Source organism: Kaistella yonginensis (assembly GCF_030409525.1).
GTDB classification, from domain to species: Bacteria; Bacteroidota; Bacteroidia; order Flavobacteriales; family Weeksellaceae; genus Kaistella; species Kaistella yonginensis.
Map to the genome: position 1 here is coordinate 41,558 of NZ_JAUFQB010000019.1, position 20,111 is coordinate 61,668.

24 protein-coding genes are annotated in these 20,111 nt (G+C 33.3%); 20 read left to right on the top strand and 4 right to left on the bottom strand.

Features of this window, described 5'->3' with window-relative positions; all coding sequences use genetic code 11:
* Nucleotides 1-13 precede the first annotated feature (13 nt).
* A complete protein-coding gene (locus tag QWY78_RS07600; RefSeq protein ID WP_290218247.1) occupies nt 14-247 on the top strand; it encodes a beta propeller repeat protein in 234 nt (77 codons plus the stop codon).
* A 120-nt stretch (nt 248-367) separates the two neighbouring features.
* Nucleotides 368-1,051 (top strand): hypothetical protein, encoded by a 684-nt coding sequence (locus tag QWY78_RS07605; protein ID WP_290218248.1) that lies wholly within the window; start codon nt 368-370, stop codon nt 1,049-1,051.
* 1 nt (nt 1,052) lies between these two features.
* On the opposite strand, the gene QWY78_RS07610 is transcribed toward QWY78_RS07605, so the two are convergent.
* The gene (locus QWY78_RS07610) at nt 1,053-1,604 is read right to left on the bottom strand and encodes a WG repeat-containing protein (RefSeq protein WP_290218250.1); all 552 of its coding nucleotides are present in this window, start codon (nt 1,602-1,604) and stop codon (nt 1,053-1,055) included.
* Between the two features lie 136 nt (nt 1,605-1,740).
* Here QWY78_RS07610 and QWY78_RS07615 point away from each other — a divergent pair, with 136 nt between their 5' ends.
* Genes QWY78_RS07615 through QWY78_RS07630 form a run of 4 tightly spaced genes read left to right on the top strand, consistent with a single transcriptional unit; the run spans nt 1,741 to nt 4,143 of the window.
* Entirely contained in the window at nt 1,741-2,013 is a 273-nt protein-coding gene (locus tag QWY78_RS07615; RefSeq protein WP_290218253.1) for a beta propeller repeat protein, read from the top strand.
* Nucleotides 2,014-2,073: 60 nt separating this feature from the next.
* The gene (locus QWY78_RS07620; protein ID WP_290218255.1) at nt 2,074-2,523 is read left to right on the top strand and encodes a hypothetical protein; all 450 of its coding nucleotides are present in this window, start codon (nt 2,074-2,076) and stop codon (nt 2,521-2,523) included.
* A 42-nt stretch (nt 2,524-2,565) separates the two neighbouring features.
* Complete coding sequence (locus QWY78_RS07625; RefSeq protein ID WP_290218257.1) at nt 2,566-3,204, top strand: metallophosphoesterase family protein; 639 nt, start codon at nt 2,566-2,568, stop codon at nt 3,202-3,204.
* A 39-nt stretch (nt 3,205-3,243) separates the two neighbouring features.
* On the top strand, nt 3,244-4,143 hold the full coding sequence (locus tag QWY78_RS07630) for a WYL domain-containing protein (RefSeq protein WP_290218259.1): 900 nt from the start codon (nt 3,244-3,246) through the stop codon (nt 4,141-4,143).
* 55 nt (nt 4,144-4,198) lie between these two features.
* Here the strand turns inward: QWY78_RS07630 and QWY78_RS07635 are convergent, their stop codons facing one another.
* From QWY78_RS07635 to QWY78_RS07645, 3 genes are read right to left on the bottom strand one after another with little or no spacing between them, the layout of a single operon-like run.
* Nucleotides 4,199-5,056, bottom strand: a complete 858-nt coding sequence (locus tag QWY78_RS07635) for a hypothetical protein (protein ID WP_290218262.1) — start codon at nt 5,054-5,056, stop codon at nt 4,199-4,201.
* 44 nt (nt 5,057-5,100) lie between these two features.
* Nucleotides 5,101-5,961, bottom strand: a complete 861-nt coding sequence (locus QWY78_RS07640; RefSeq protein ID WP_290218263.1) for an RNA-binding domain-containing protein — start codon at nt 5,959-5,961, stop codon at nt 5,101-5,103.
* Between the two features lie 11 nt (nt 5,962-5,972).
* Nucleotides 5,973-6,923, bottom strand: coding sequence for a hypothetical protein (locus QWY78_RS07645; protein WP_290218266.1), 951 nt, complete (start codon nt 6,921-6,923; stop codon nt 5,973-5,975).
* 267 nt (nt 6,924-7,190) lie between these two features.
* On the opposite strand from QWY78_RS07645, the gene QWY78_RS07650 reads away from it, so the two are divergent.
* The 14 genes from QWY78_RS07650 to QWY78_RS07715 all read left to right on the top strand — a co-directional run bounded on the left by QWY78_RS07650 (nt 7,191) and on the right by QWY78_RS07715 (nt 20,111).
* Nucleotides 7,191-7,388, top strand: coding sequence for a hypothetical protein (locus QWY78_RS07650; RefSeq protein WP_290218268.1), 198 nt, complete (start codon nt 7,191-7,193; stop codon nt 7,386-7,388).
* A 3-nt stretch (nt 7,389-7,391) separates the two neighbouring features.
* A complete protein-coding gene (locus QWY78_RS07655; protein ID WP_290218271.1) occupies nt 7,392-8,090 on the top strand; it encodes a hypothetical protein in 699 nt (232 codons plus the stop codon).
* A complete protein-coding gene (locus QWY78_RS07660) occupies nt 8,087-8,680 on the top strand; it encodes a WG repeat-containing protein (protein WP_290218275.1) in 594 nt (197 codons plus the stop codon). The genes QWY78_RS07655 and QWY78_RS07660 overlap by 4 nt, the downstream gene beginning before the upstream one ends.
* A gap of 83 nt (nt 8,681-8,763) precedes the next feature.
* On the top strand, nt 8,764-9,015 hold the full coding sequence (locus QWY78_RS07665) for a hypothetical protein (RefSeq protein ID WP_290218278.1): 252 nt from the start codon (nt 8,764-8,766) through the stop codon (nt 9,013-9,015).
* Between the two features lie 17 nt (nt 9,016-9,032).
* Entirely contained in the window at nt 9,033-9,953 is a 921-nt protein-coding gene (locus tag QWY78_RS07670; RefSeq protein ID WP_290218280.1) for a WYL domain-containing protein, read from the top strand.
* Nucleotides 9,954-9,986: 33 nt separating this feature from the next.
* Complete coding sequence (locus QWY78_RS07675; protein WP_290218282.1) at nt 9,987-11,462, top strand: DUF2779 domain-containing protein; 1,476 nt, start codon at nt 9,987-9,989, stop codon at nt 11,460-11,462.
* A 66-nt stretch (nt 11,463-11,528) separates the two neighbouring features.
* Nucleotides 11,529-12,218: a hypothetical protein gene (locus QWY78_RS07680; protein ID WP_290218284.1), complete on the top strand. Its 690-nt coding sequence runs from the start codon at nt 11,529-11,531 to the stop codon at nt 12,216-12,218.
* 109 nt (nt 12,219-12,327) lie between these two features.
* Nucleotides 12,328-13,377, top strand: coding sequence for a hypothetical protein (locus QWY78_RS07685; RefSeq protein WP_290218287.1), 1,050 nt, complete (start codon nt 12,328-12,330; stop codon nt 13,375-13,377).
* 23 nt (nt 13,378-13,400) lie between these two features.
* Nucleotides 13,401-13,688, top strand: a complete 288-nt coding sequence (locus tag QWY78_RS07690) for a hypothetical protein (RefSeq protein ID WP_290218288.1) — start codon at nt 13,401-13,403, stop codon at nt 13,686-13,688.
* 114 nt (nt 13,689-13,802) lie between these two features.
* Nucleotides 13,803-16,379: a DEAD/DEAH box helicase family protein gene (locus QWY78_RS07695; protein ID WP_290218290.1), complete on the top strand. Its 2,577-nt coding sequence runs from the start codon at nt 13,803-13,805 to the stop codon at nt 16,377-16,379.
* 40 nt (nt 16,380-16,419) lie between these two features.
* Nucleotides 16,420-18,018, top strand: coding sequence for a class I SAM-dependent DNA methyltransferase (locus QWY78_RS07700; RefSeq protein ID WP_290218291.1), 1,599 nt, complete (start codon nt 16,420-16,422; stop codon nt 18,016-18,018).
* Entirely contained in the window at nt 18,015-19,190 is a 1,176-nt protein-coding gene (locus QWY78_RS07705) for a restriction endonuclease subunit S (RefSeq protein ID WP_290218293.1), read from the top strand. Before QWY78_RS07700 ends, QWY78_RS07705 begins: the two co-directional genes overlap by 4 nt.
* 183 nt (nt 19,191-19,373) lie before the next feature.
* Nucleotides 19,374-19,793, top strand: coding sequence for a GxxExxY protein (locus QWY78_RS07710; RefSeq protein ID WP_290218297.1), 420 nt, complete (start codon nt 19,374-19,376; stop codon nt 19,791-19,793).
* 21 nt (nt 19,794-19,814) lie between these two features.
* Nucleotides 19,815-20,111, top strand: a complete 297-nt coding sequence (locus tag QWY78_RS07715) for a hypothetical protein (protein ID WP_290218299.1) — start codon at nt 19,815-19,817, stop codon at nt 20,109-20,111.

Consider the following 20,111-nt stretch of genomic DNA (forward strand, 5'->3'; position numbering starts at 1 on the left):
AAAAATTGCAAGCATGTCACAAGTTATTTACATCGGACTTAAACTCATCAAAATTCCAGCTGAAAATCGATTTCAGTTAATAAGTTCGGATAATGCAGGGATTTCCTGGCAAATCATTTTTGAAGGATCAAATGAAACAGGAGAGTTTTTTGAATTGGGAACGAAAGGAAAAATTGTTTTTGCCAAAACTTCAAACGGGAAATTTCGATCCGTCACGGGAGGTAGAACTTGGACAAAAATAAGATAGGCTAGGAATATTACTCGAAACTATTTTAAATTAGAATTTCATGCTTATTTAAAAAGAAATAAACGAGAATTGTAGTAACTGATTTTATTGATAAATAAACGTAATTTTAAAAAAAATAATATGACATTAGAAAAATTTGAATTGGCTGAAAAAGAAAATGATCAACTATTTTCAGGTGAAAACGTTATTCATGACGGGATTGTGGATTTTACACAGTACAATAAAACATCCCCTAAAATTCTTTGGATTTTAAAAGAGGCGAATAGTTCAGAGTCGGGTTGGACGATGCGTGAAGCACTTAATGATCTGAAAGAAAAATCTGGAGGACTTAAGACTGGATGGGCAAATACTTTCACATCAATAATATATACTACAAACGGTATTTTTACTGGCGAGGATTGGGATTCTATGGGTAATTTTCATCAAGATCAATCTATTATTGAGGTGTTGCAAAAAGTTGCGTACATTAATGTGAAAAAAGTTCCCGGCGGAAGTAATGCAGATTGGAACTTGATTAAAGAATATTATTCTGAAAATAAAACTGCGCTGCATCAACAAATACAATTGATTAATCCGGAGATCATTATTTTTGGCGGCACTTATAATTTTTTTGATGATGACTTTTTTGAATTATTCGGAGAACTTGAGTCAGATGTAGAAAATAATTCTTTACATATTTATCAGAACCAGGATTATTTACTTTTAAATGCATATCATCCTAATAATCGTGTTATTAAGCATTCAACTTACTGCAATTTGATTTTAGATGCGGTTAAAAATTGGCAACTTAAATTTGGAAAATAAATCATAATTGAAGCCACTCCCGCAGTGGCTTTCTTCTTTTCAATAGCAAAAGAATCACTTCCGTAAAAGTTGGGATTTCATCAAAAATAAATGGAATGATAACATGTTCTTGAAGATCAATAACTGCATATTTTACCTTTCCTCGAATGTTTTTTCCCACAGCAAAAAACGATTTTCCTAAATGTTTTCCTTTCAGATAATAATCTGTAATTTTAATTTCACCTTTTCGGTTCATAAATCCAAAGTTGTTTCCATTTCTACTTACACAGGCGTATTCGTTACAAAAAGTAGTAACATGCTTAAATTCTATTCCGTTTATTTCAATGTTTTTAAAATTGTAAAGTTTCCATTTGTGATTTTTTCGAGCCCAAAAGTGAAAATCAAACGCGGGAATGATTTCTTCATATATCGGTGGAATGATAGATCCAAAATCGTCTGCAATTAGACCGAATAATCCTTTTGAGGAATACACGAATACTCCTTCGTATAAACAAATATCTGTAAGTGGTGTCTGGTCATCCAGCTTTTCTATTTTTAAAATTGGGTAGTTCATATTGCTTCAAAAATAATACACTTCTAAGACAAAATGAGTCATTATTCTCTTCATCAATTTTAATGAATTTCTTTTTTAAGTGTCCTGTTTTGTCTTACCAGTCAATTAAATTTGCTTCCTAATTTTAAAAAGGAAAATGTCGCAACTTATAGAATTTAAAGGAACATTTATTAGAATCTGCCCTACAAATCCATCGCATTTGCTTCAATTGAAAGATCGTGGAAAATCGTGGAGTTTGCTCTATGATGGATCAGAAACGATGAACTCAATAATGCAAATTGCTGCTGACAATACGATCATTCTATTATTTTGCAATAAAGGTTTTTTTATTTCCAAGTCGGGAATTGTCTGGACAAAAATCAGAGATCGACAACAGCTTGAAGATTTAAAGACTGATTACGAAATTTAAAAGACTAAAATGGAAAGAAAAAACTATCTTTAATTCAAAACAAAAACCAATAGAAACGCTGTGGAAACGATTGATTTAATTAAAGAACTGAAACAAAATATTCTTCATATTCAAAGTACAGATTCTCTTGATGACGTGAAGGAAGCCGAATTCTACGAGTTTCAAATTATGAATACTATTTTCCATTACTGTTTGAAAAATAAATATTCAACTGAAGGATTCCCCGAGAAATATCAAGATCTCTTGGATAGTGAGGATGAAGATTTTCAGGATTTTTTAGATTTTAGCGTGAAATCATATTATGTTTATAAAGTTTCTTTACAACAAAATGATGTTTTCAAAATGGTGAAACTTTATTGTAATGATTCTGAAGTTGTTTACAGCGATCAAGATTGTAGGAACGATATTTTAGTAGCGATTAAAATTCTTGAACAAGAAGGTGTAACTTTAGTTTTTAATCCTGATCTTTTTGTGAATATTCCACTTTTTAGACCTAAACTTCCAGGATAAATGTAAGAAGAATCTTATTAATTTTAAAGATAAACAACTTTAATGAAAATCGTTTTTATTTCCGACACTCATGGGCAGCATCGCAAACTTAAGAATCTCCCAAAAGCGGATTTGATTATTCATGGTGGCGATGTTTCAAAATTGGGACAAGCTCATGAAGTGGAAGATTTTATCCACTGGTTTCTTAGATTAGATTATGCTCACAAAATTTTTATCGCGGGAAATCACGATTTCTATTTTGAAGATTATTCTCGCGATTTTATCCAGAAAAAACTAACTTCAAACTGTCATTATCTTTGCGATAGCGGCGTTGAAATTGAAGGTGTTAAAATTTGGGGATCACCGGTTACGCCCACTTTTTTTAATTGGGCTTTCAACGTAGATCGTGGAAAACCCATTCAGAAATATTGGAACATGATTCCCTCCAATACCGATATTTTGGTAACCCATGGTCCGGTAGGTGGGATATTAGATGGAACGACATCCAACATCAATGCAGGTTGTGATGATTTACTGAAAACGGTAAATAGAGTAAAACCCAAATTTCATTTGTTTGGTCATATTCATGAAGCTTATGGCGAAGAAAAAGTAAATGAAACCACTTTTGTCAATGGCAGTTTGTTGAATGAATATTACAATTTGGTGAATAGTCCTTGGGAATTTGAGTATCCGAAAGAATAGCTCTTTTCTTTTGCCTAAATTTGTTCAAAATGTAATAGAATGAATAGAAAGTTTTTGAGAATGACGTTACTGGTTCGGACGATTTTAAATGAAAATGGAAAGCTAAGTGTTGAAGAGATTCTTAAGAAAGTCGAAAAACAATTTGAGGCTTATGCTGACATTGCTGACCTACGGTATGAAAGTTATTCCCTTTCAACGTTTAATAAAGATAAATCAGCAATTAAAGAAGCCTGGAAAATAGATCTTGAATGTGATAACCAGAATCGATATTATATCAATTCAGACTTTGAAGGCCTCTTCCAAAATGACTTATTAAATTCTACCATCTTTCTAGCCTCTTTAAATACAGATTTGTTGTTGCCGGGCTTTGTTATTCCTGAAACCAGAAAAAATACAGGCTTACGCCATTTCTATCAAATCTCGAGAGCAATTGAAGAAAAGAGCGAACTCAAAATTTCCTATTTCGATTATATTTCCGAACGAGAAAAAAATAAAACGATTCAACCCTATCGTTTGAAACAGAAAGATTTTAAATGGTATGTTTTAGCCACGGATTCGAGTGAAGTTCCGTTCAAAAGTTATGCCTTGGAAAGAATTCGTGATATTGAAACTTCAGGAAAATTTAGACCAAAAGAAATTGACTTTGTCGTACCTTTTCAATACGCAATAGGAATGTTCACCAATGAAGAAGCCGTAAAAGTGATTCTGGAATTCGACCACCGCGATGGACATTATCTGAAAGCTAACCCAATTCATCCTTCCCAAGAAGTGCTTTCAGAAGATAAGCAAACCATTCAGTTTGAGTTTTTCGTAAAACCCAATGAAGATTTTATCATGGAAATCATGAAACGAAGCTGGTCTCTAAAAGTCGTAGAACCACAGTTTTTAAAAGACAAATTCCTGGAGTATTGGAAAGCTGCGTTGAAGAGAAATAAATAGGAAAAGCCAATAACTTGTGGCTTTTCCAAATATACTGATACAGATTTAAATTTATTTAATTCTTATTTTTCCAATTTATTCGAATATTATTAGAATTAAAATTTGGAGTATTGACATCTTTAATCATTGCCATATCTTTAAATTCATCGTAAATTTTTGGAAACTCTTTAGATATATAATTTTCCACATGTTGTAGTAATTCTTGTTCTTCCCCAAGTCTTTTCCCAAAATATTTTATCAATTTATTTTTTGGTATCAAAAAAGAGTTTAATGGATGTATTAATCTGACAAAGTGTGCTTTTATTTTTTTTATACTTTCATCATCAAATTCTGTATTTAAATCTATTCTTGTATTATGGTCGTTACTCCAATCATTTCTATCAGAATTAACTATAATTTCACTAAAATTGCAAAAATTCACGGTGTGTAAATGTGAAAGTTGCCATCCGTTTGCGTTAAATTTAGAGTTGGTAATAATTGCTCCTTTATTTTTGTAGAAAGATAATTCTCTTTCTTCGTTTGTTGTTATAAAAGCACATATTAGTTTATTTTGATTAAATAAATTTTTTAGGTTTTCCGTAGAATAGCTTAAATCAAAAAGTTTCATTGCATTAAATAACATAACAAATGTATCATCACAGAAAGCTATATTCAAATTTTCCTTTTCAAAATATATTTTAAAACCTCTTCTAAGACTATGATAATTATCTTTTGATGCGGTATTATAGTTTCTCAAAAAAAATAAATTTTCCTCTTCAATATATGATTTTATAGTATTATGAATTTCTCCAATTGTTATTTTATTTTCAAATTGATTTTTAATTAATTGATCAACTAGATCTTCATACGAGTTAGCACTTCCTTTTTGCACTTTAGGATAGGTGTGTTTTTTTACTTCGAAAAATTTTTCCATAAGTTTTCTTTTTCTAAATATATATTTTAACTCAAAATGTCCAGCTAAGAAAAGGTCTTATCTAAATCTAAAACATTACCCGTTGCGCACCGATAATAGAAATGTTCATTATAAAAGCAATCTCTGCCACTTTTTGTTATAGTAATTTCTAAAAATTGACGCCCCAGCAAACTTCTTTTTTTAAACGTAAAATGATCCTGTTCAAATGGGTAAGATAAAGGAAGTAATAGCTCCATGATAAAAGCCATTCCCTGAACGAGATGCTCATCTTTTTTATCGTCCATCGCTTGGTTTTGACCGAAAATTATGGTTCCTCCCTCGGTATTTAAGAAGGCGCAGCTGCTTTCTAAGAGCTGCTCCAGACTGTCTTTTGCGCTAACATTACCTATAAAATCTATTTTTTCTAAAGACGTTTCTTTAATTCGATTAAGTTCCGCCATTGATTGCAGTCGTTTTGCTGTACCTGCGAGGTTCGCTTTTTGGTTGGCGTCAGATTTTATTTTTAATAATTTGAAATATTTCTCTTCTGTGTTCTTTCCCACTTTTAGTCGATTCTTATCCCGGTTTGAAAGGTCGAAATGCCCGCCAATAATATATAGAGTCTCGGCTTGATCTACAATACCGAACTTATTGACATCCTCATTGATTCGCATATAAATTGCAATTCCCCGATCATACTTTTCGGGATTTTTATAAGTGATTTTACCAGAATTTTCATCGATTTCAATCTCGTTTTCACTTTTTAAATATCCGATGGCTGCCTCATAATACTCAAATGCATTTTGTCGGGCAGTCAAAATGTTTTCATCAGTAAATACTTTTTGATATAAAGTTTTTAAGCCGGCTTTGTTAGTGACATACTGCGTTTTTACAACGTAACTCAGGAGCGGTTTTTTGGTTTCCATAATTCTTATTTTTAAATGATTTCGATAATGTTTTGTAATTTCTGGTCAATAGCCGGCATGTCGGTCAGGTCGGAAAAAGTGGTATTTTCATCAACTTCTTTTACGCCATTTTGATCTCTGATATACAGTTTGCCTGTTTTCGAAAAGGTGAGTGCGCAAGAAACAGGATCGTGCTTATAAACATAAAATTTAACTCCCTCAATTTCTACAGCAGTATGAAATTCATATTCATTTTCAGGCGAAAAAGTTTGTACCAGTAAATCAATGACAGCCGTTGCATTTTTATGAAAATGTTCTGGTACAAAAAGATATTTAGTAATGATAAACGTATTTTGAAAGGATAAGAAAATCCTTTCAAGCGCTAAAAATGAGTTTGTATTTAATATTTCCTTTTGATAATTATTATTTTGATCAAAATATAATTGTTTAGCTTCCTGTATTTTCAGTTTTTCGAAATAATTGAGGTTCATATTTTCGTTTCTTTTGCGCACGAAAGGATTGCCACTGCTTTCTCTTTCTTCATTTTTAATTTTAATGACTGTTGATCTGGAAGGTTTGTCAGATTGATTTTCGATCAAAGCGAAAAAACCGTAGGATGCTATTTTTTGGGAGGGACTTCCATGACGGTGCCGATTGAACACCGCATTTTTTATAATGTAATTGTTAAATGTGTATTTAATTTTACATTGAAGAATTCTTTCAAAATTGAGAATTCCATTTTCTTCTCTATAAATGGAACTTTCCAGATCAGTGATTTTTTTTAGATCTGCACTGACTTCATTTTCAAAGTCCCAAATTTCAATGATTTCTTTTTCCACTGCTGCTCTCAATACTTTTGTCAAGTAAGAAAGCGCTTCCAGTTTTGCACCTTGTGGATCTTGATGTTTAAAAATAGCTGTTTCCAAACCCAAAAGTAAATAATGGATGGGTGGAATTTCGACCGTGTAAGTAGTTGATGACATAATTTTCGTTTTAAATTCTTACGCAAAGAAAAGCGGAGCGACTTCCAAAAACGGGTAGTCGGAAAAACAATTCGCACAATTTTTAAGTTGAAGATATTTATTGATCGTTATTTCACTTTCTCTCTACTTAAAATTTTTGCTAAAAATTTATAAACCGTCACGGATTGTCGTACAACTTATCTATCTTTGGAATATATTGAAAGGAAATTTCATAAAAACGTGAAAACTTCTATGTATTAACATAATCTTAAACAAAAAACTGTAGTTATGGGAAATCTCTGGAAAGTAACCGCTAAAAGAGAAAGCGGGAAATTAGTAAAAGGAATGAGTGTAGAAATACCCATTTCCGAGCGAAGTGGAATTCCACGTGCAAAAGAAATTGCACAAGCAATTTTATCCAAATACAATATTGAAGTTGGAGAAACAAGATGTATGGAAATTTATTTTGAAATTGTAAAAATTTGATGTATGAATGATTTCGAGTTAAAAAGAGAAAAATGGTTAAAAGAAGTTGCAGAGGGTTGCCACGAATTAGCTACTGAATTTCCAGACGGTCCTGATTTTTATGTATTTCAATCCAGATCTGATTTATATTCACCAGAATTACTAATTATTGGTGCAAATCCGGGAGGAGCCGGAAAATATAGAGACTCTGAACCTTTTAAAAATAAAGGTTGTAGAGATTTGAATGATTTAGGTTATAATTCAAATCAATATATAGATGAAGAATTCAATAAAAATTGGCATATAAATAAACCAATTCTTAAAATGTTTCCAGAAGGTAGATTAAGAAATGTCTTATCCGAATCGGTTATCATGAATGCTATTTACTTCAATACAGGTGATGTAAAGGCATTAAAATCTTTAGAAAATGGTAAAGAAATGTTTAAATTTTGTATAGATAAAACTAGGGAATTTATATATGAAATTTTGAAACCCAAGAATGTTTTATTGTTAGGTATGGATGCTCCTAAATGGATGAAAATTAATTTTAATAAAGAAGAAGATACAATTTTAGAAACACCTGATAATCTGTTCTTAATTCAATCAAAATATATTAATGAAATTAATCACTTCCTTGTTCATCATCCTTCGATGAATCAAAAATTTAACTCCGGACTAAATTTAGATTTGAAAATGAACTATTTTAAAGAATATTTCAAATGAAAAATCTCCAACCAAAAGACATCGACGATGATTTATTGATGCATTTCGAGAATACAGGCGAGGATCCAACAGATTGGGAAGAAGTTACTTTTTTTGATGAAGAAACAGGTTTAGCGGTGGTTTCAGTTGATGGAGTTTATGGAGCGGTCAACAGAAATGGTGAAACGGTAATCCCAATTATTTATGATTATGCAATGATCAGATTTTCCGAAAGTTTACTTGCCGTGAAGAAAAATAACAAATGGGGCTATGTTGATTCTCATCACAAAATTGTAATTCCGTTCGAATACGACAATATTTCAGATTATAAATTTGAAGATGGAAAACTCTGGATGAAAAATAATTCAGTGCTTGGAACAGTAGATTATTTTTCTGAAGATAATGCTTTTGTTTGTAAAGATGGTAAAATTGGAATCATCAACAAGCAGAACGAAATTGTATTCCCGTTCATCTATCAAGAAATTAGTTCTTATAATGAGAAATATTTATGTGTTTCTTACGACAAACTAAAATATGGTGTCGTAGATTTTAATAACAAAACCATACTTCCTTTCAAATATGATTTTTTAATACGAATGAAGCGTTTTTAAATTTTGCAGAAATCAGCGATAAAGATGGCTCCAAAATCGACACTTCTATAAACCTCTATAAAGTAAAAGAAGGAAAATTACTGATGCACGGGATTATGGATTCTAAAGGAAATATTGTGGTTCCCGCAATCAGCAGTGTAGCAATCAATAATTTTATTGAAGGAAAAGCAATGTGTTTCGATTATGAAAAACAGGAATTTTTCATTTTTGACAGCATTAGTAAAGAAATTATATACGCTCCAGAAGATTTGAAAGAAAATGAATCCGAAACCGCGAAAGTCAATTTTATAAGACATTTGATGGGAATGGCACCAGTTAATTTCCCAATATTTTGAAATAAATCAATATCAATATGGCAAAAATAGAACAAATGCTTCGGCTCAAATTTATTGAAGATTTCCTCCGGAGCAGAAAAAACAAAGGCGCTTCCTACGACGAAATTCAGAATTACTTGGAAAAGAAATATGAAGAAGATGATATCGATTTGGATGATCTAAAATTTACAAAACGCACTTTTCTACGCGACAAAGTAGCGATTTCCAAAGTTTTGAAAACGAATATAATTTACCGTCGTTCCACCAATACTTACGCAATTGATGACGATAACTACGATGAATTTCAAGAAGATGTTTTTGATAATTTATTGCTGGTAGAAGCATTTCGCACCATGAAAGGTAAAAAAAACATCATGCTTTTTGAGCAAAGAAAATCCCGAGGTTTGCATTGGTTAAGCGGTTTGGTCCACGCGATTACGCATCAAAAAATCATCACTTTGCAATACACTAAATTTTGGGAAGGCGTTTCACACAAAAAAGTTCTGGAACCTTATGCGGTGAAAGAATTTAAAAATCGATGGTATCTTTTAGCTCACGAAAAAAATGATGAAAAATATTTTCTCAAAACTTTTGGTTTAGACCGTATATCCGACCTGGAAATTGCACCTTCAACTTTTAAACCCAAGAAATATGACGCCGAAAAAGATTTTGAAAATTCGTTTGGCATTATTTCAACCTTAAATGAAACGCCGGAAGAGATTGTACTTTCCTTCGATGCTGATCAGGGGAAGTACATAAAAACGCTTCCGCTGCATCATTCTCAGGAAATTTTGATTGATGATGACGATGAATTCCGAATCAAATTAACACTCGTTCCAACCTATGATTTTGAACGGGAAATACTTTCTCATGGTAGTTCCGTCAAAATTATTTCGCCCCTAAGTTTTAAAAATCATTTAAAATCAGAGGTAGAAAAAATGATGAATAACTTTTCTTAATCTTCAACCGCAATTGTAATCTTTGCTACAAATATGAAAACCCTCTCTAAATCACGCTTCGTTTCTGGCATCCAATGTGATAAAAAAATCTGGTTTGATTTCTACCGTAAAGATTTAAAATTGCCAACCGATGAGCAAACCCAGGCAGTTTTTGATCTTGGACATCGCATCGGAATACTGGCGCAGAACATGTTTCCCAACGGAAAAGATGCAACTCCCGAAGATTATTCCAACTTAAAACCTTCTATAGAAAATACCCAAAAATGGATTTACGAAAAAGTGGAAACTATTTATGAAGCCACTTTCAGCGCCAAAAATGCATTTTGTATGCTCGATATTTTACACCGAAAAGATGAGGAAGTTTGGGCAATAGAAGTGAAGAATAGCACTTCTGTGAAAGATTATCATCTTACGGATGCTTCCCTGCAATATTTTGTGATGAAAAATGCAGGTTTTCCTCCAGATCGATTTTTTATGATGCACATCAATAATCAATACGTAAAACAAGGTGAATTGACGAGCGAAATTTTTGCGTTAGAAGACATTACCGAAGAAGTTATTGCAAATCAAGATTGGGTTGCAGAAAATTTGGAAAGATTACTAAAAATGTTGGAAATTAATGAAGAACCAGAAGTGAAAATTGGCGGACATTGTTCCGATCCTTTTGGTTGCGATTATGCCCATCATTGTTGGAAACATATTCCCGAAAATTCGGTTTTTGAACTATATCGCGGTGGAAATAAAGGTTGGAATTTGTACGAACAAAATATTTTAAAAATTGATGAAATTCCCGATGATTTTTCTTTAACTCATTTTCAAAATCTACAACGAAATGGTTTGCAAAATAATGAAAGTTATATTGATGAAATTGCGATTAAAAATATTATTTCTCCTTGGGAATTTCCTTTGTATTTCTTTGATTTTGAAACTATTTTCCCTGCCATTCCAGTTTTAGATGGTACAAGACCTTATCAACAGGTTCCGTTTCAATATTCCCTGCATATTTTAGATGAATACGGAAACCTTTCTCACAAAGAGTTTTTGGCAAATCCCGAAGATTTCAGCAATGGTGAAAATCCTCTAAAGCACTTGGTTCAGCAATTGAAAAAAGATTTTGGCAGCAAAGGAAATATTGTTACGTACAACCAAAGTTTTGAAATATTAAGACTAAAAGAATTAGCACAACGTTTCCCGGAAGATTCAGATTTTCTATATAGTTTAGTAGAACGAGTTGTAGATTTACTCCCAGTTTTTCAAGGTGGATATTGTTATTTTCCTGCAATGAAAAATTCGGCTTCCATCAAAGCGGTTTTGCCGGCAATTGCTCCCGATTTTACTTATGAAAATTTAGAAGTTCAGGATGGTGGAGCTGCCAGTTCTCTGTTTCATCAATCGATCGAAAATGGAAATTTCACAGATGAAAATTTGAGAGAAAATCTTCTAAAATATTGCGAAAGAGATACTTTGGCAATGGTGGTCATTTATCAGTTTTTGATGGAGAATATTTAATTTTACTCTGCGACGCAATTTGTCTGATTGCCAGCTTACCTTTACCTCAATAAAAAATTACATAAAATGGAAAAAGAGGCAGTAAGTGCATTTGAAATGCATAATAATGAAATTCTCGTAGCGATCAAATGCCGCGAAAAGGAAAATGAAGTGGGTTTTGATTATTTTCTGGAATTCACGCCAATCAGCAATATACTGGAAAAAATACCGACAGATCAAAACCAGATGCACGACAGTTTTTACGGTGCATTTGATGAGCTGAATGAGCGTTTTCCCTGGCATGATTTTCAACCCGTAAATATTGATGAAGATTTTTCGGAGTATGTCGCAGACCTTTTGGTAGAGAAGATCAACCACAGCAACAGACTCTTTCGCAATGCGCAAAAAAAGGAGTTTGAAGAAATTTTAGGTATCCATTTAAGATCCAAAGATGTAGAGATAAAAACGGGCGTTTTTTCAATTGATGTCGAAAGCCTGAACAAAGTAACCGACTATGATTATCAGGAATTTGTAGATTCTTACGCGCAAGAGATCGGGCAGAAATTTAAATTGCTGAGCACAGTGGAAAGATGGGAAACCTTCAATGCAGAATCTTTCGAATTTGTGGGTAATTTAGAGATCGCCGAAAGTTCCATCGTTCTCAAAGACAGTGATGGTGATGTCCGGTATGTTTTAGCCGCTGATAAATATAAATTCACGGTTGATCCTTTGACATATAGTGCGAAGAAATGGGAATGGGTTTCGGTGAGAAAGTAGCTTTTAATATGGACGGAAGTTTTATTTAGCTAAACCTTAAAAAAATCGTTAATTTTTCTTAAATTTCAACTTCTAATAAATAATTTATCAATTCAATATTTACTTCCAAATGAATCATATTTCCACCCTACTTCAGGAAATGAACCTGGAGCAAAAAAAAGCTTTCGTTCAGATATTAGGTTTAAAGCAAAATGATGATAAAGAAATTGTTTCTAAAATCTCAAAGCTTTTACTTCCGGCAAAGGGATTGTTTCAGGATCCTTTAAATTACAAACAGTTTATTACTTCTATTGCTGAAAAGAATAATGAAAACATTGATTTTTCCAAAGGAATTCTTCATGCTGAAAGAGAACTTTATTTAGAATTATTTCAAAACGAATTTGAAAAATTAAGTCAGGAAGAAAAAGACAAAATCGTTGAAGAGCTGGGAAAAGCGGGATTAGATAAAAATCAAATTGCTTCCTTAAGCGGAATTGGTGCGTTGGGCGCAGCTCAACTCTCTGGCTTTGGTATTTACATGTTAGCAAGTTCTACGGTCGGTGCCATTACTTCTCTTTTGGGGATTACGCTTCCCTTCGCTTTATACACCGGAATGTCTTCCGCTATTTCTTTCGTCATAGGTCCTGTCGGTTTTCTGGTAATGGGTGTAATGCTGTACCGCAGTTTCAAACATGTTAAAAGCTGGAGTGAAGCTCAGGAAATATTGCTGGCAAGTTGGAATGAATTGGGAACACTCGTAAAAGGTGATTTTGCAAAAGGAACGCAGATCTTTAAATACATTGCGGCCTCCAGAATTGTTTTAGAAACGAATTATGCCAAGGAAATTGAAGAAAATGAAAATAAAATAGAAGCGTTTGGTCGTGAGGGGGAAAATTTAGAAAACGAATATTTAAACTTGGAGTCAAAAATTTCTTCAGTTGAAAATGAAGTATTGGAAATGAAATCATCAGTCAGTGATCTTAAAATAGAAATACTTCAACTGGAAAAACAAATCAATAATATCGGTTTAGAAATTTCGGATAGTGAAGCAGAAATGAATAGTCTTAAAAATAGTCAGACAAAAATTGAAGATGAAAAGCGCTCTCTACTTTCAGAGATCAATAGTATCAAAATGGAATCTACTCAGCTCAATGAAAAAATAAAAAATATTACTGAATAATCTTTAAACATAAAAATATTACTATGTCCAACGAAATTTTTGCAAAAGATTTATATATAATTATTACCAAAGAAGATGTCGATAAGGCAGTTTCATATCTATCGAAAGGAAAACACAATTTGATAAATTCTACCAAATATGATGTGCTTTTACCAAATGGTAACACGCTTCCGCCCAAAGAATTGATGAGATGTACAGCGGAGATAATGGGATACAGTTTGAGGGAGGATGGTTTTGCTGGTGGACAGGTTAATATCCCGCTTAAAAAACTAGGTTTTAAAATTGTCGACAAAGGAGGAAATCCAATTTGATTTTTTAAAAGAAATCAGAAGGAAAATGATTAATTAAAAAATCTATTGTATGTTTAAGATACAAATGTTCCTATCTAAAAGTCTACTTAAAGATAATCAAAATATTTCCCAGAAATGAATATTAAAATTTTACGCAAGAAGAAAACTGCTTTAAAAGAGATTAAAATAATTGTCAGTAAGATTAATAGGGGCATCATTGAAAATAGAAGTCAGAAAGTAAGTCGGAAATATAATTTGTTTCTTACCGAAATTGGAATGTCGACCAGAAGGAATTTTGATGAATTAACCAGATACGAGAGACAATTCAAAAATTTTGGAATAACTTTTTGGGATAAAGAAAAAGAAATAAAACATCTGCGAAAATTTAAAAAAAACTCAACGATAACATTTAAGAAAATTTTGATGAAAGAAAATTCGGAAGACAACAACATGGCTCAAGTAAAACATGCTGGAAAAATAAATATTTCTAAATCTGAAAGCGGAATAACTCCATACCAACACCAACAAGATGCATTTTATAATCTACAGAAAGAAATAATTAAGAGTGGAAAAAATCCTTTTGCAGGACTTTTAGTGTTACCAACTGGTGGAGGGAAAACCTTAACTTCCGCGTTGTGGATTGCGAAAAATTTTCTTGATAAAAATAAAAAAGTTTTGTGGATTGCACATAGACATGAATTATTGGAACAAGCAAAAGGAACTTTCACAAACACTTTAGCTTACTCGGATGTATTTCGGGAGAAAGATAATTTTAATTACAGGATTATTTCAGGAATTCACGATAAGCCGATTAACATTAAGAAAACAGATGATATAATTTTTGCCAGCAAAGATAGTTTGAACGCCGGCTTTGAACATTTACTTCAAAACTGGATTAAAAATAATACCGACGAAATTTTTTTAGTGATAGATGAAGCGCATCACGCAACCGCAAAAACGTATAGAAAACTCATTGATAATATTCAAAAAAATGTAAAAACATTTAGATTGTTAGGACTTACTGCAACACCAACCAGAACTGCAGAAAACGAGAAAGGACTATTAAAAAAAGTATTTGCGGATGATATTATTTTCAAAATAGATTTGAAAACCCTTATTAGATTTGGAATTTTATCTAATCCAGTTTTTGAAGAAGAACCTACCGGACAAAATTTTATTAGAGATTTAACGGATCAGCAAATTGAATTGTTGAAAACCTTTGATATAAATAGCATCGGAGATAAAATTGCTGAAAACATCGCAAAAAATAAAGAAAGAAACTTCAAGATTGTTGATACCTATGTTTCAAATAAAGAGAAATATAAGCAGACTTTAGTGTTTGCATTAAATGTGGATAATGCGATTGCACTTAACAAACTTTTTCAGGAACACGGTATAAAATCCGATTACGTAATTTCAAGTGTGAGAGATTCAGTTACTGGTATAACCTCAAATTTTACTAAAGAGAACAAAGAAAAAATAGAAGATTTTAGAAAAGGAAAACTTGAAGTTCTAATCAATGTAAATATACTTACGGAAGGAACAGATGTTCCCAATGTGCAATCTATATTCCTGGCAAGACCTACGATTTCTACCATTTTAATGACACAAATGATTGGTCGTGGTTTGCGTGGTCCAAAAGCTGGAGGAACGAAAGAAGCTTATATAGTAAGTTTTCTGGACGATTGGGAAGATAAAATCGCCTGGATAAATCCAGAAAAATTATTTATTGAAGAAAATGTAGATTTTAATGATACAGATAAAGAAACTAAAAAACAATTAATCAGATTAGTATCCATTAGCAAAATTGAAGAATTTGCAATTTTGGCGAATAGCATTATAGATCCTGAAACTAAAATGCAATTGGAGAAGCTAGACTTCATTCAAAGAATACCAAAAGGTATTTATCAATTTAGATATCTGGTGAAATCTGAAGGAGTGGAAGTTGAAAAAAACTGTGAAATTCTGGTTTATGATAATATCGAAAATTCATACAAAAATCTTGTTGAAACGTTGCCATACTTTGTAAAGGATAACAATTTAGAAGAAAGAGAAATTCTCGATGAGCAGGAACTTGTTTTATACTCTAAACAAATAGAAGATGAATTTTTCTCTGGTGTTGACCGCTATCCTGCGTATAGCATTGAGGACATTAAAAGCTTATTACAATATTATATTGTACAAGATGAAATTCCACAATATATAGAACTAAAAGATCGCGAGAATTTTGATATTGATAGAATAGCTCACGAAATCTATGATAAAGATTTAGGGCCACGCTCAGAAAAAGAATTAATTGATAGCTATTGGATCGGAAGTGAAATTGAATGGCAAACTTTCTTTAATTATGACAAAAGAATCTTTTTAAATGAAATAAATATTGCAAAAAGTAGACTCCTCCATCCGGATTTGTATTCCAAAGAACGCACTTCTCCCACAGAAACTCAAGAATTACGAAGGTTTGAAAATATGTCTTTGTATGATATTAGAAGTGCAGATCCCGCATACGAGAAAGCATTAAGAGATCAGGTTTTCAAAAAATATACTGACAAAAATGGTTACTATTTTAGTGCAGCAAGTGGATTTAAAAGCAAAAGCAGATTAAGTTTTCAAGTAGATCATATAAAGCCGATGCATAACGGTGGTTTAACTGTTTTAGAAAATCTTCAACTTTTAACAAGAGCAGAAAATATGGTGAAAGGAGCGAAATAAATTAAATTTTACTAACTCTCATTAATCCTAAAAATTATAAATGACCCAATCCAATATCAAAAAACTCGAAATCGAACTTTGGGAAGCCGCAGACGAACTGCGTGCGAACTCTAAACTCACGGCCTCTGAATATAAAGATCCCTTGCTGGGTTTAATTTTGCTGCGTTTTGCAGAAAACAAATACGAAGAAGCCAAAGAAAATTTAAGTCAGACTTTACCGATCAATCCGCGGACGAAACAAAGACGCGAAGCCACTAAAGAAGATTTTGCGGCGGCAGGTTCTATGCTTTTGCCCGAGAAAGCGCAATATACCTATTTGGCTTCTTTGCCCGAAAGTGAAGATCTGGCAGAAGCCGTAAATACCGCCATGAAACTCATCGAAGCGGAATACGAAGAACTCGCAGGAATTTTACCTAAAAACTATCAGGATTTAACGCCGGAAGATGATTCGGATAATAATTTGTTGGCAAATCTGATTCGGATTTTTAATTCCGATTCGGTGCGGAATGCAAAAGGCGATGTGTTCGGTCTCGTTTATGAATATTTCCTGATGAAATTGTCTATGATGGGCGCTGGTGCGCAAGAAGGTGGCGAGTTTTTTACGCCACCTTCTTTGGTACAATTAATTGTCAATTTTATACAGCCGAATCACGGGATTATTCATGATCCGGCGTGTGGATCGGGCGGAATGTTTGTGCAAACCGCGCATTTCATCAAAGACACCGAAAACAAAAGTGTCAACGAAGCCATCACCGTTTATGGTACGGAATATAAATCGAACACCACGCGTTTGGCGAAAATGAACTTAGCCATTCACGGCATCGAAGGGAAAATTGCGAACAACAATTCCTTTTATTCCGATCCGTTTGAACTGTTTGGGAAATGCGATTTCGTGATGGCGAATCCGCCTTTTAATGTGGATAAAGTAGATGCGAAAAATAAATTTCTGGCAGAAGATCAGCGTTTGCCTTTTGGTGCGCCTTTAACGGGGAAAGGAATGATTGGGAATGGCAATTATCTGTGGATTCAGTATTTTATGTCGTACCTCAATCCGACCGGAAGAGCGGGTTTTGTAATGGCTTCTTCGGCGACAGATGCCGGAAATGCGGAGAAACGCATTCGGGAAGAACTCGTCAAATCGGGTAATGTGGACTGTATTGTTTCCATCAGCAACAACTTTTTTTATACGCGTTCTTTGCCGTGTCATTTATGGTTTTTCGATAAACGGAAATCGAAGAGCAACCGCGACAAAATTTTAATGATCGATGCCCGGAATGTCTATCGGAAAGTAAGCACCACCATCAATGATTTCTCGGAAGAGCAGATGGAAGGTTTAACCGCAATCATGGCAATGCACCGTGGTGAAGCACCTAAAGTTGCCAAAGATAATGCCTGGTTCAACGAACATTTCCCCGACGGAAAATACCGCGACATTGAAGGATTGTGCAAAGTGGTGAATTTGGACGAAGTAGCCGAGCAGGATTACAGTTTAACGCCGGGAAGATATGTAGGCGTAAACATCGATATTGATATGGATTTTGATTACAAAAGCCGTATGGAAATCTTGCACAGCGAATTGGCTGAACTGAATACCGAAGCCAATGATTTGATGAACCAAATTCAATCTTTTAAATTATGAAGGAGGGTTGGAAAAGACATAAATTGAATGAGTTAGCAGATATGCGATTAGGTAAAATGTTAGATCAAAATAAAAATAAAGGGGAATTCTATGATTATTTGGCTAATGTAAATGTACAATGGGGAGAAATTATTTTAGATAATTTAAAACAAATGAAATTTGAATCTAGCGAATTTGATCGTTATGGTTTGAATGTAGGGGATATTGTAATGTGTGAAGGTGGCGAACCTGGGCGTTGTTCTATTTGGAAAGGACAGAGAAAGGTAATGATGATACAAAAGGCATTACACAGAATTAGGGCGAAAAGTGAAGTGAATAGTTACTTTTTATATTACTACTTATTTTACCGAGGAAAAAGCGGATATTTTGAAGGTTATTTTACAGGCTCTACAATTAAGCATTTTACTGGAGAAAGTTTAGCTAAAGTTGAAATTGATATCCCGCCCATCCAAACCCAGCGAAAAATTGCTTCTATATTATCGGGTTATGATGATTTGATAGAGAACAACCTGAAGCGCATCAAAATTCTGGAAGAAATGGCACAACAAACCTACGAAGAATGGTTTGTGCGGATGCGTTTTCCGGGCTATGATAGTGCGGTAATGAATGAAGAAACGGGGTTGCCGGAAGGTTGGGAGAAGGTGAAGTTGGGGGAATATTTAAATTTTAAAAAAGGGAAAAAAGTCGAAGAAATATGTGGATCAAAAGAAATTGGAACTGAAAAGGTTTTGCTTTTAGATTCGTTAGAAAGTGGAAAATTTAACTTTACAAAAATCGGAAAACATGAACTTGTAAAACGTGGTGATATTTTAATGTTAATGGACGGTGCGCGAAGTTCTTATGTTTTTCAAGCAGATAACGGAATAATAGGTTCTACACTTGCTAAAGTAGATTTGAAGAAAATTCCATCTAGCTTTATGTTTTATTATTTTCAAAATAATCTAGAATGGTTACAAATCAATAATACAGGTGCTGCAATTCCGCATGCAAATCCGAAGTTTATAAAATCCATCAATTTTAAACTGCCTAAAGAAAAAATCTTAATGTTATGGGAAGACTTTGCAAATCCTATTATAGATAATATTTGGAATTTAAAAGATCAAAACCAGCGCTTACGCGAGGCACGTGATCTTTTGTTGCCGCGGTTGATGATGGGGATTGTGGAGGTGTGAGGATGTCTGAACTTTGATGAAGCTGATTTTTGTGATTAGTTTGATTTTTTATGATGAAGCAAAATAAGATCACAGAAGACAAGCAACCTGAAATCATGGAAATCATTTAATCATAGAAATCATAGTTCAGACATTCAGACATTATTCAGATCTAGGGAAACATTAATCCAAAATAAAAGCAGCATGATCAACGAGCAGTATAAATATTCAGAGCTAACTTCTAAAATTATTGGCTGTGCCATGAAAGTGCACAGTGCTTTGGGAAACGGTTTCCAGGAAGTGATTTACCAGCGAGCTTTACAGATCGAGATGAACGATAACAATCTGTCTTTCTCCAGAGAACATGTAATGCCAGTTTATTATAAAGATCAGGAAATTGGTACAAGAAGAGTTGATTTTTTGGTAGAAGAAGTGATTTCGGTGGAATTGAAAGCACTTATAAAATTAGAAGACGTTCACTTTGCACAGGCAATTAATTATCTGGAAGCCTACGATTTGGAAGTCGGTTTATTAATCAATTTTGGAGCAAAAAGTTTAGAGTTTAAACGTTTACTCAATAGTAAATTCAATCAAAAAAATCAGGGTAATCCTGATGTAAAATAACATAACATAAAAACAACAAATATGGAAACTTGGGAATTTTATCAGGAAAAATTAGACCACTACAGAGAAGAGCTGGACAATGGCAATCATGATGTAGAACAGGACGTAGTAGATCTGGAGGAAAACTTAAAAAGAGATATAGAGATGTGCTTCGAAGAGAAAGATGCAGCTCCTTACAAAAAGGTTCTCAAAGCCTTGAAAGCTTTAAAAGTAGAATTCGAATTTTATGATCAGGAAGGAGAACTCGATATGATGTTCCCCGATCGGCATGATGATGATTTTGATGAGGATAGTATGAATATTTTTGGGAATGATTAA

Bases quoted from the DNA above. Each gene is read 5' to 3' on its own strand.
- QWY78_RS07600 (WP_290218247.1), top strand. From the start codon at position 14: ATGTCACAAGTTATTTACATCGGACTTAAACTCATCAAAATTCCAGCT.
- QWY78_RS07605 (WP_290218248.1), top strand. From the start codon at position 368: ATGACATTAGAAAAATTTGAATTGGCTGAAAAAGAAAATGATCAACTA.
- QWY78_RS07610 (WP_290218250.1), bottom strand. From the start codon at position 1,604: ATGAACTACCCAATTTTAAAAATAGAAAAGCTGGATGACCAGACACCA.
- QWY78_RS07615 (WP_290218253.1), top strand. From the start codon at position 1,741: ATGTCGCAACTTATAGAATTTAAAGGAACATTTATTAGAATCTGCCCT.
- QWY78_RS07625 (WP_290218257.1), top strand. From the start codon at position 2,566: ATGAAAATCGTTTTTATTTCCGACACTCATGGGCAGCATCGCAAACTT.
- QWY78_RS07630 (WP_290218259.1), top strand. From the start codon at position 3,244: ATGAATAGAAAGTTTTTGAGAATGACGTTACTGGTTCGGACGATTTTA.
- QWY78_RS07635 (WP_290218262.1), bottom strand. From the start codon at position 5,056: ATGGAAAAATTTTTCGAAGTAAAAAAACACACCTATCCTAAAGTGCAA.
- QWY78_RS07640 (WP_290218263.1), bottom strand. From the start codon at position 5,961: ATGGAAACCAAAAAACCGCTCCTGAGTTACGTTGTAAAAACGCAGTAT.
- QWY78_RS07645 (WP_290218266.1), bottom strand. From the start codon at position 6,923: ATGTCATCAACTACTTACACGGTCGAAATTCCACCCATCCATTATTTA.
- QWY78_RS07650 (WP_290218268.1), top strand. From the start codon at position 7,191: ATGGGAAATCTCTGGAAAGTAACCGCTAAAAGAGAAAGCGGGAAATTA.
- QWY78_RS07655 (WP_290218271.1), top strand. From the start codon at position 7,392: ATGAATGATTTCGAGTTAAAAAGAGAAAAATGGTTAAAAGAAGTTGCA.
- QWY78_RS07660 (WP_290218275.1), top strand. From the start codon at position 8,087: ATGAAAAATCTCCAACCAAAAGACATCGACGATGATTTATTGATGCAT.
- QWY78_RS07665 (WP_290218278.1), top strand. From the start codon at position 8,764: ATGCACGGGATTATGGATTCTAAAGGAAATATTGTGGTTCCCGCAATC.
- QWY78_RS07670 (WP_290218280.1), top strand. From the start codon at position 9,033: ATGGCAAAAATAGAACAAATGCTTCGGCTCAAATTTATTGAAGATTTC.
- QWY78_RS07675 (WP_290218282.1), top strand. From the start codon at position 9,987: ATGAAAACCCTCTCTAAATCACGCTTCGTTTCTGGCATCCAATGTGAT.
- QWY78_RS07680 (WP_290218284.1), top strand. From the start codon at position 11,529: ATGGAAAAAGAGGCAGTAAGTGCATTTGAAATGCATAATAATGAAATT.
- QWY78_RS07685 (WP_290218287.1), top strand. From the start codon at position 12,328: ATGAATCATATTTCCACCCTACTTCAGGAAATGAACCTGGAGCAAAAA.
- QWY78_RS07690 (WP_290218288.1), top strand. From the start codon at position 13,401: ATGTCCAACGAAATTTTTGCAAAAGATTTATATATAATTATTACCAAA.
- QWY78_RS07695 (WP_290218290.1), top strand. From the start codon at position 13,803: ATGAATATTAAAATTTTACGCAAGAAGAAAACTGCTTTAAAAGAGATT.
- QWY78_RS07700 (WP_290218291.1), top strand. From the start codon at position 16,420: ATGACCCAATCCAATATCAAAAAACTCGAAATCGAACTTTGGGAAGCC.
- QWY78_RS07705 (WP_290218293.1), top strand. From the start codon at position 18,015: ATGAAGGAGGGTTGGAAAAGACATAAATTGAATGAGTTAGCAGATATG.
- QWY78_RS07710 (WP_290218297.1), top strand. From the start codon at position 19,374: ATGATCAACGAGCAGTATAAATATTCAGAGCTAACTTCTAAAATTATT.
- QWY78_RS07715 (WP_290218299.1), top strand. From the start codon at position 19,815: ATGGAAACTTGGGAATTTTATCAGGAAAAATTAGACCACTACAGAGAA.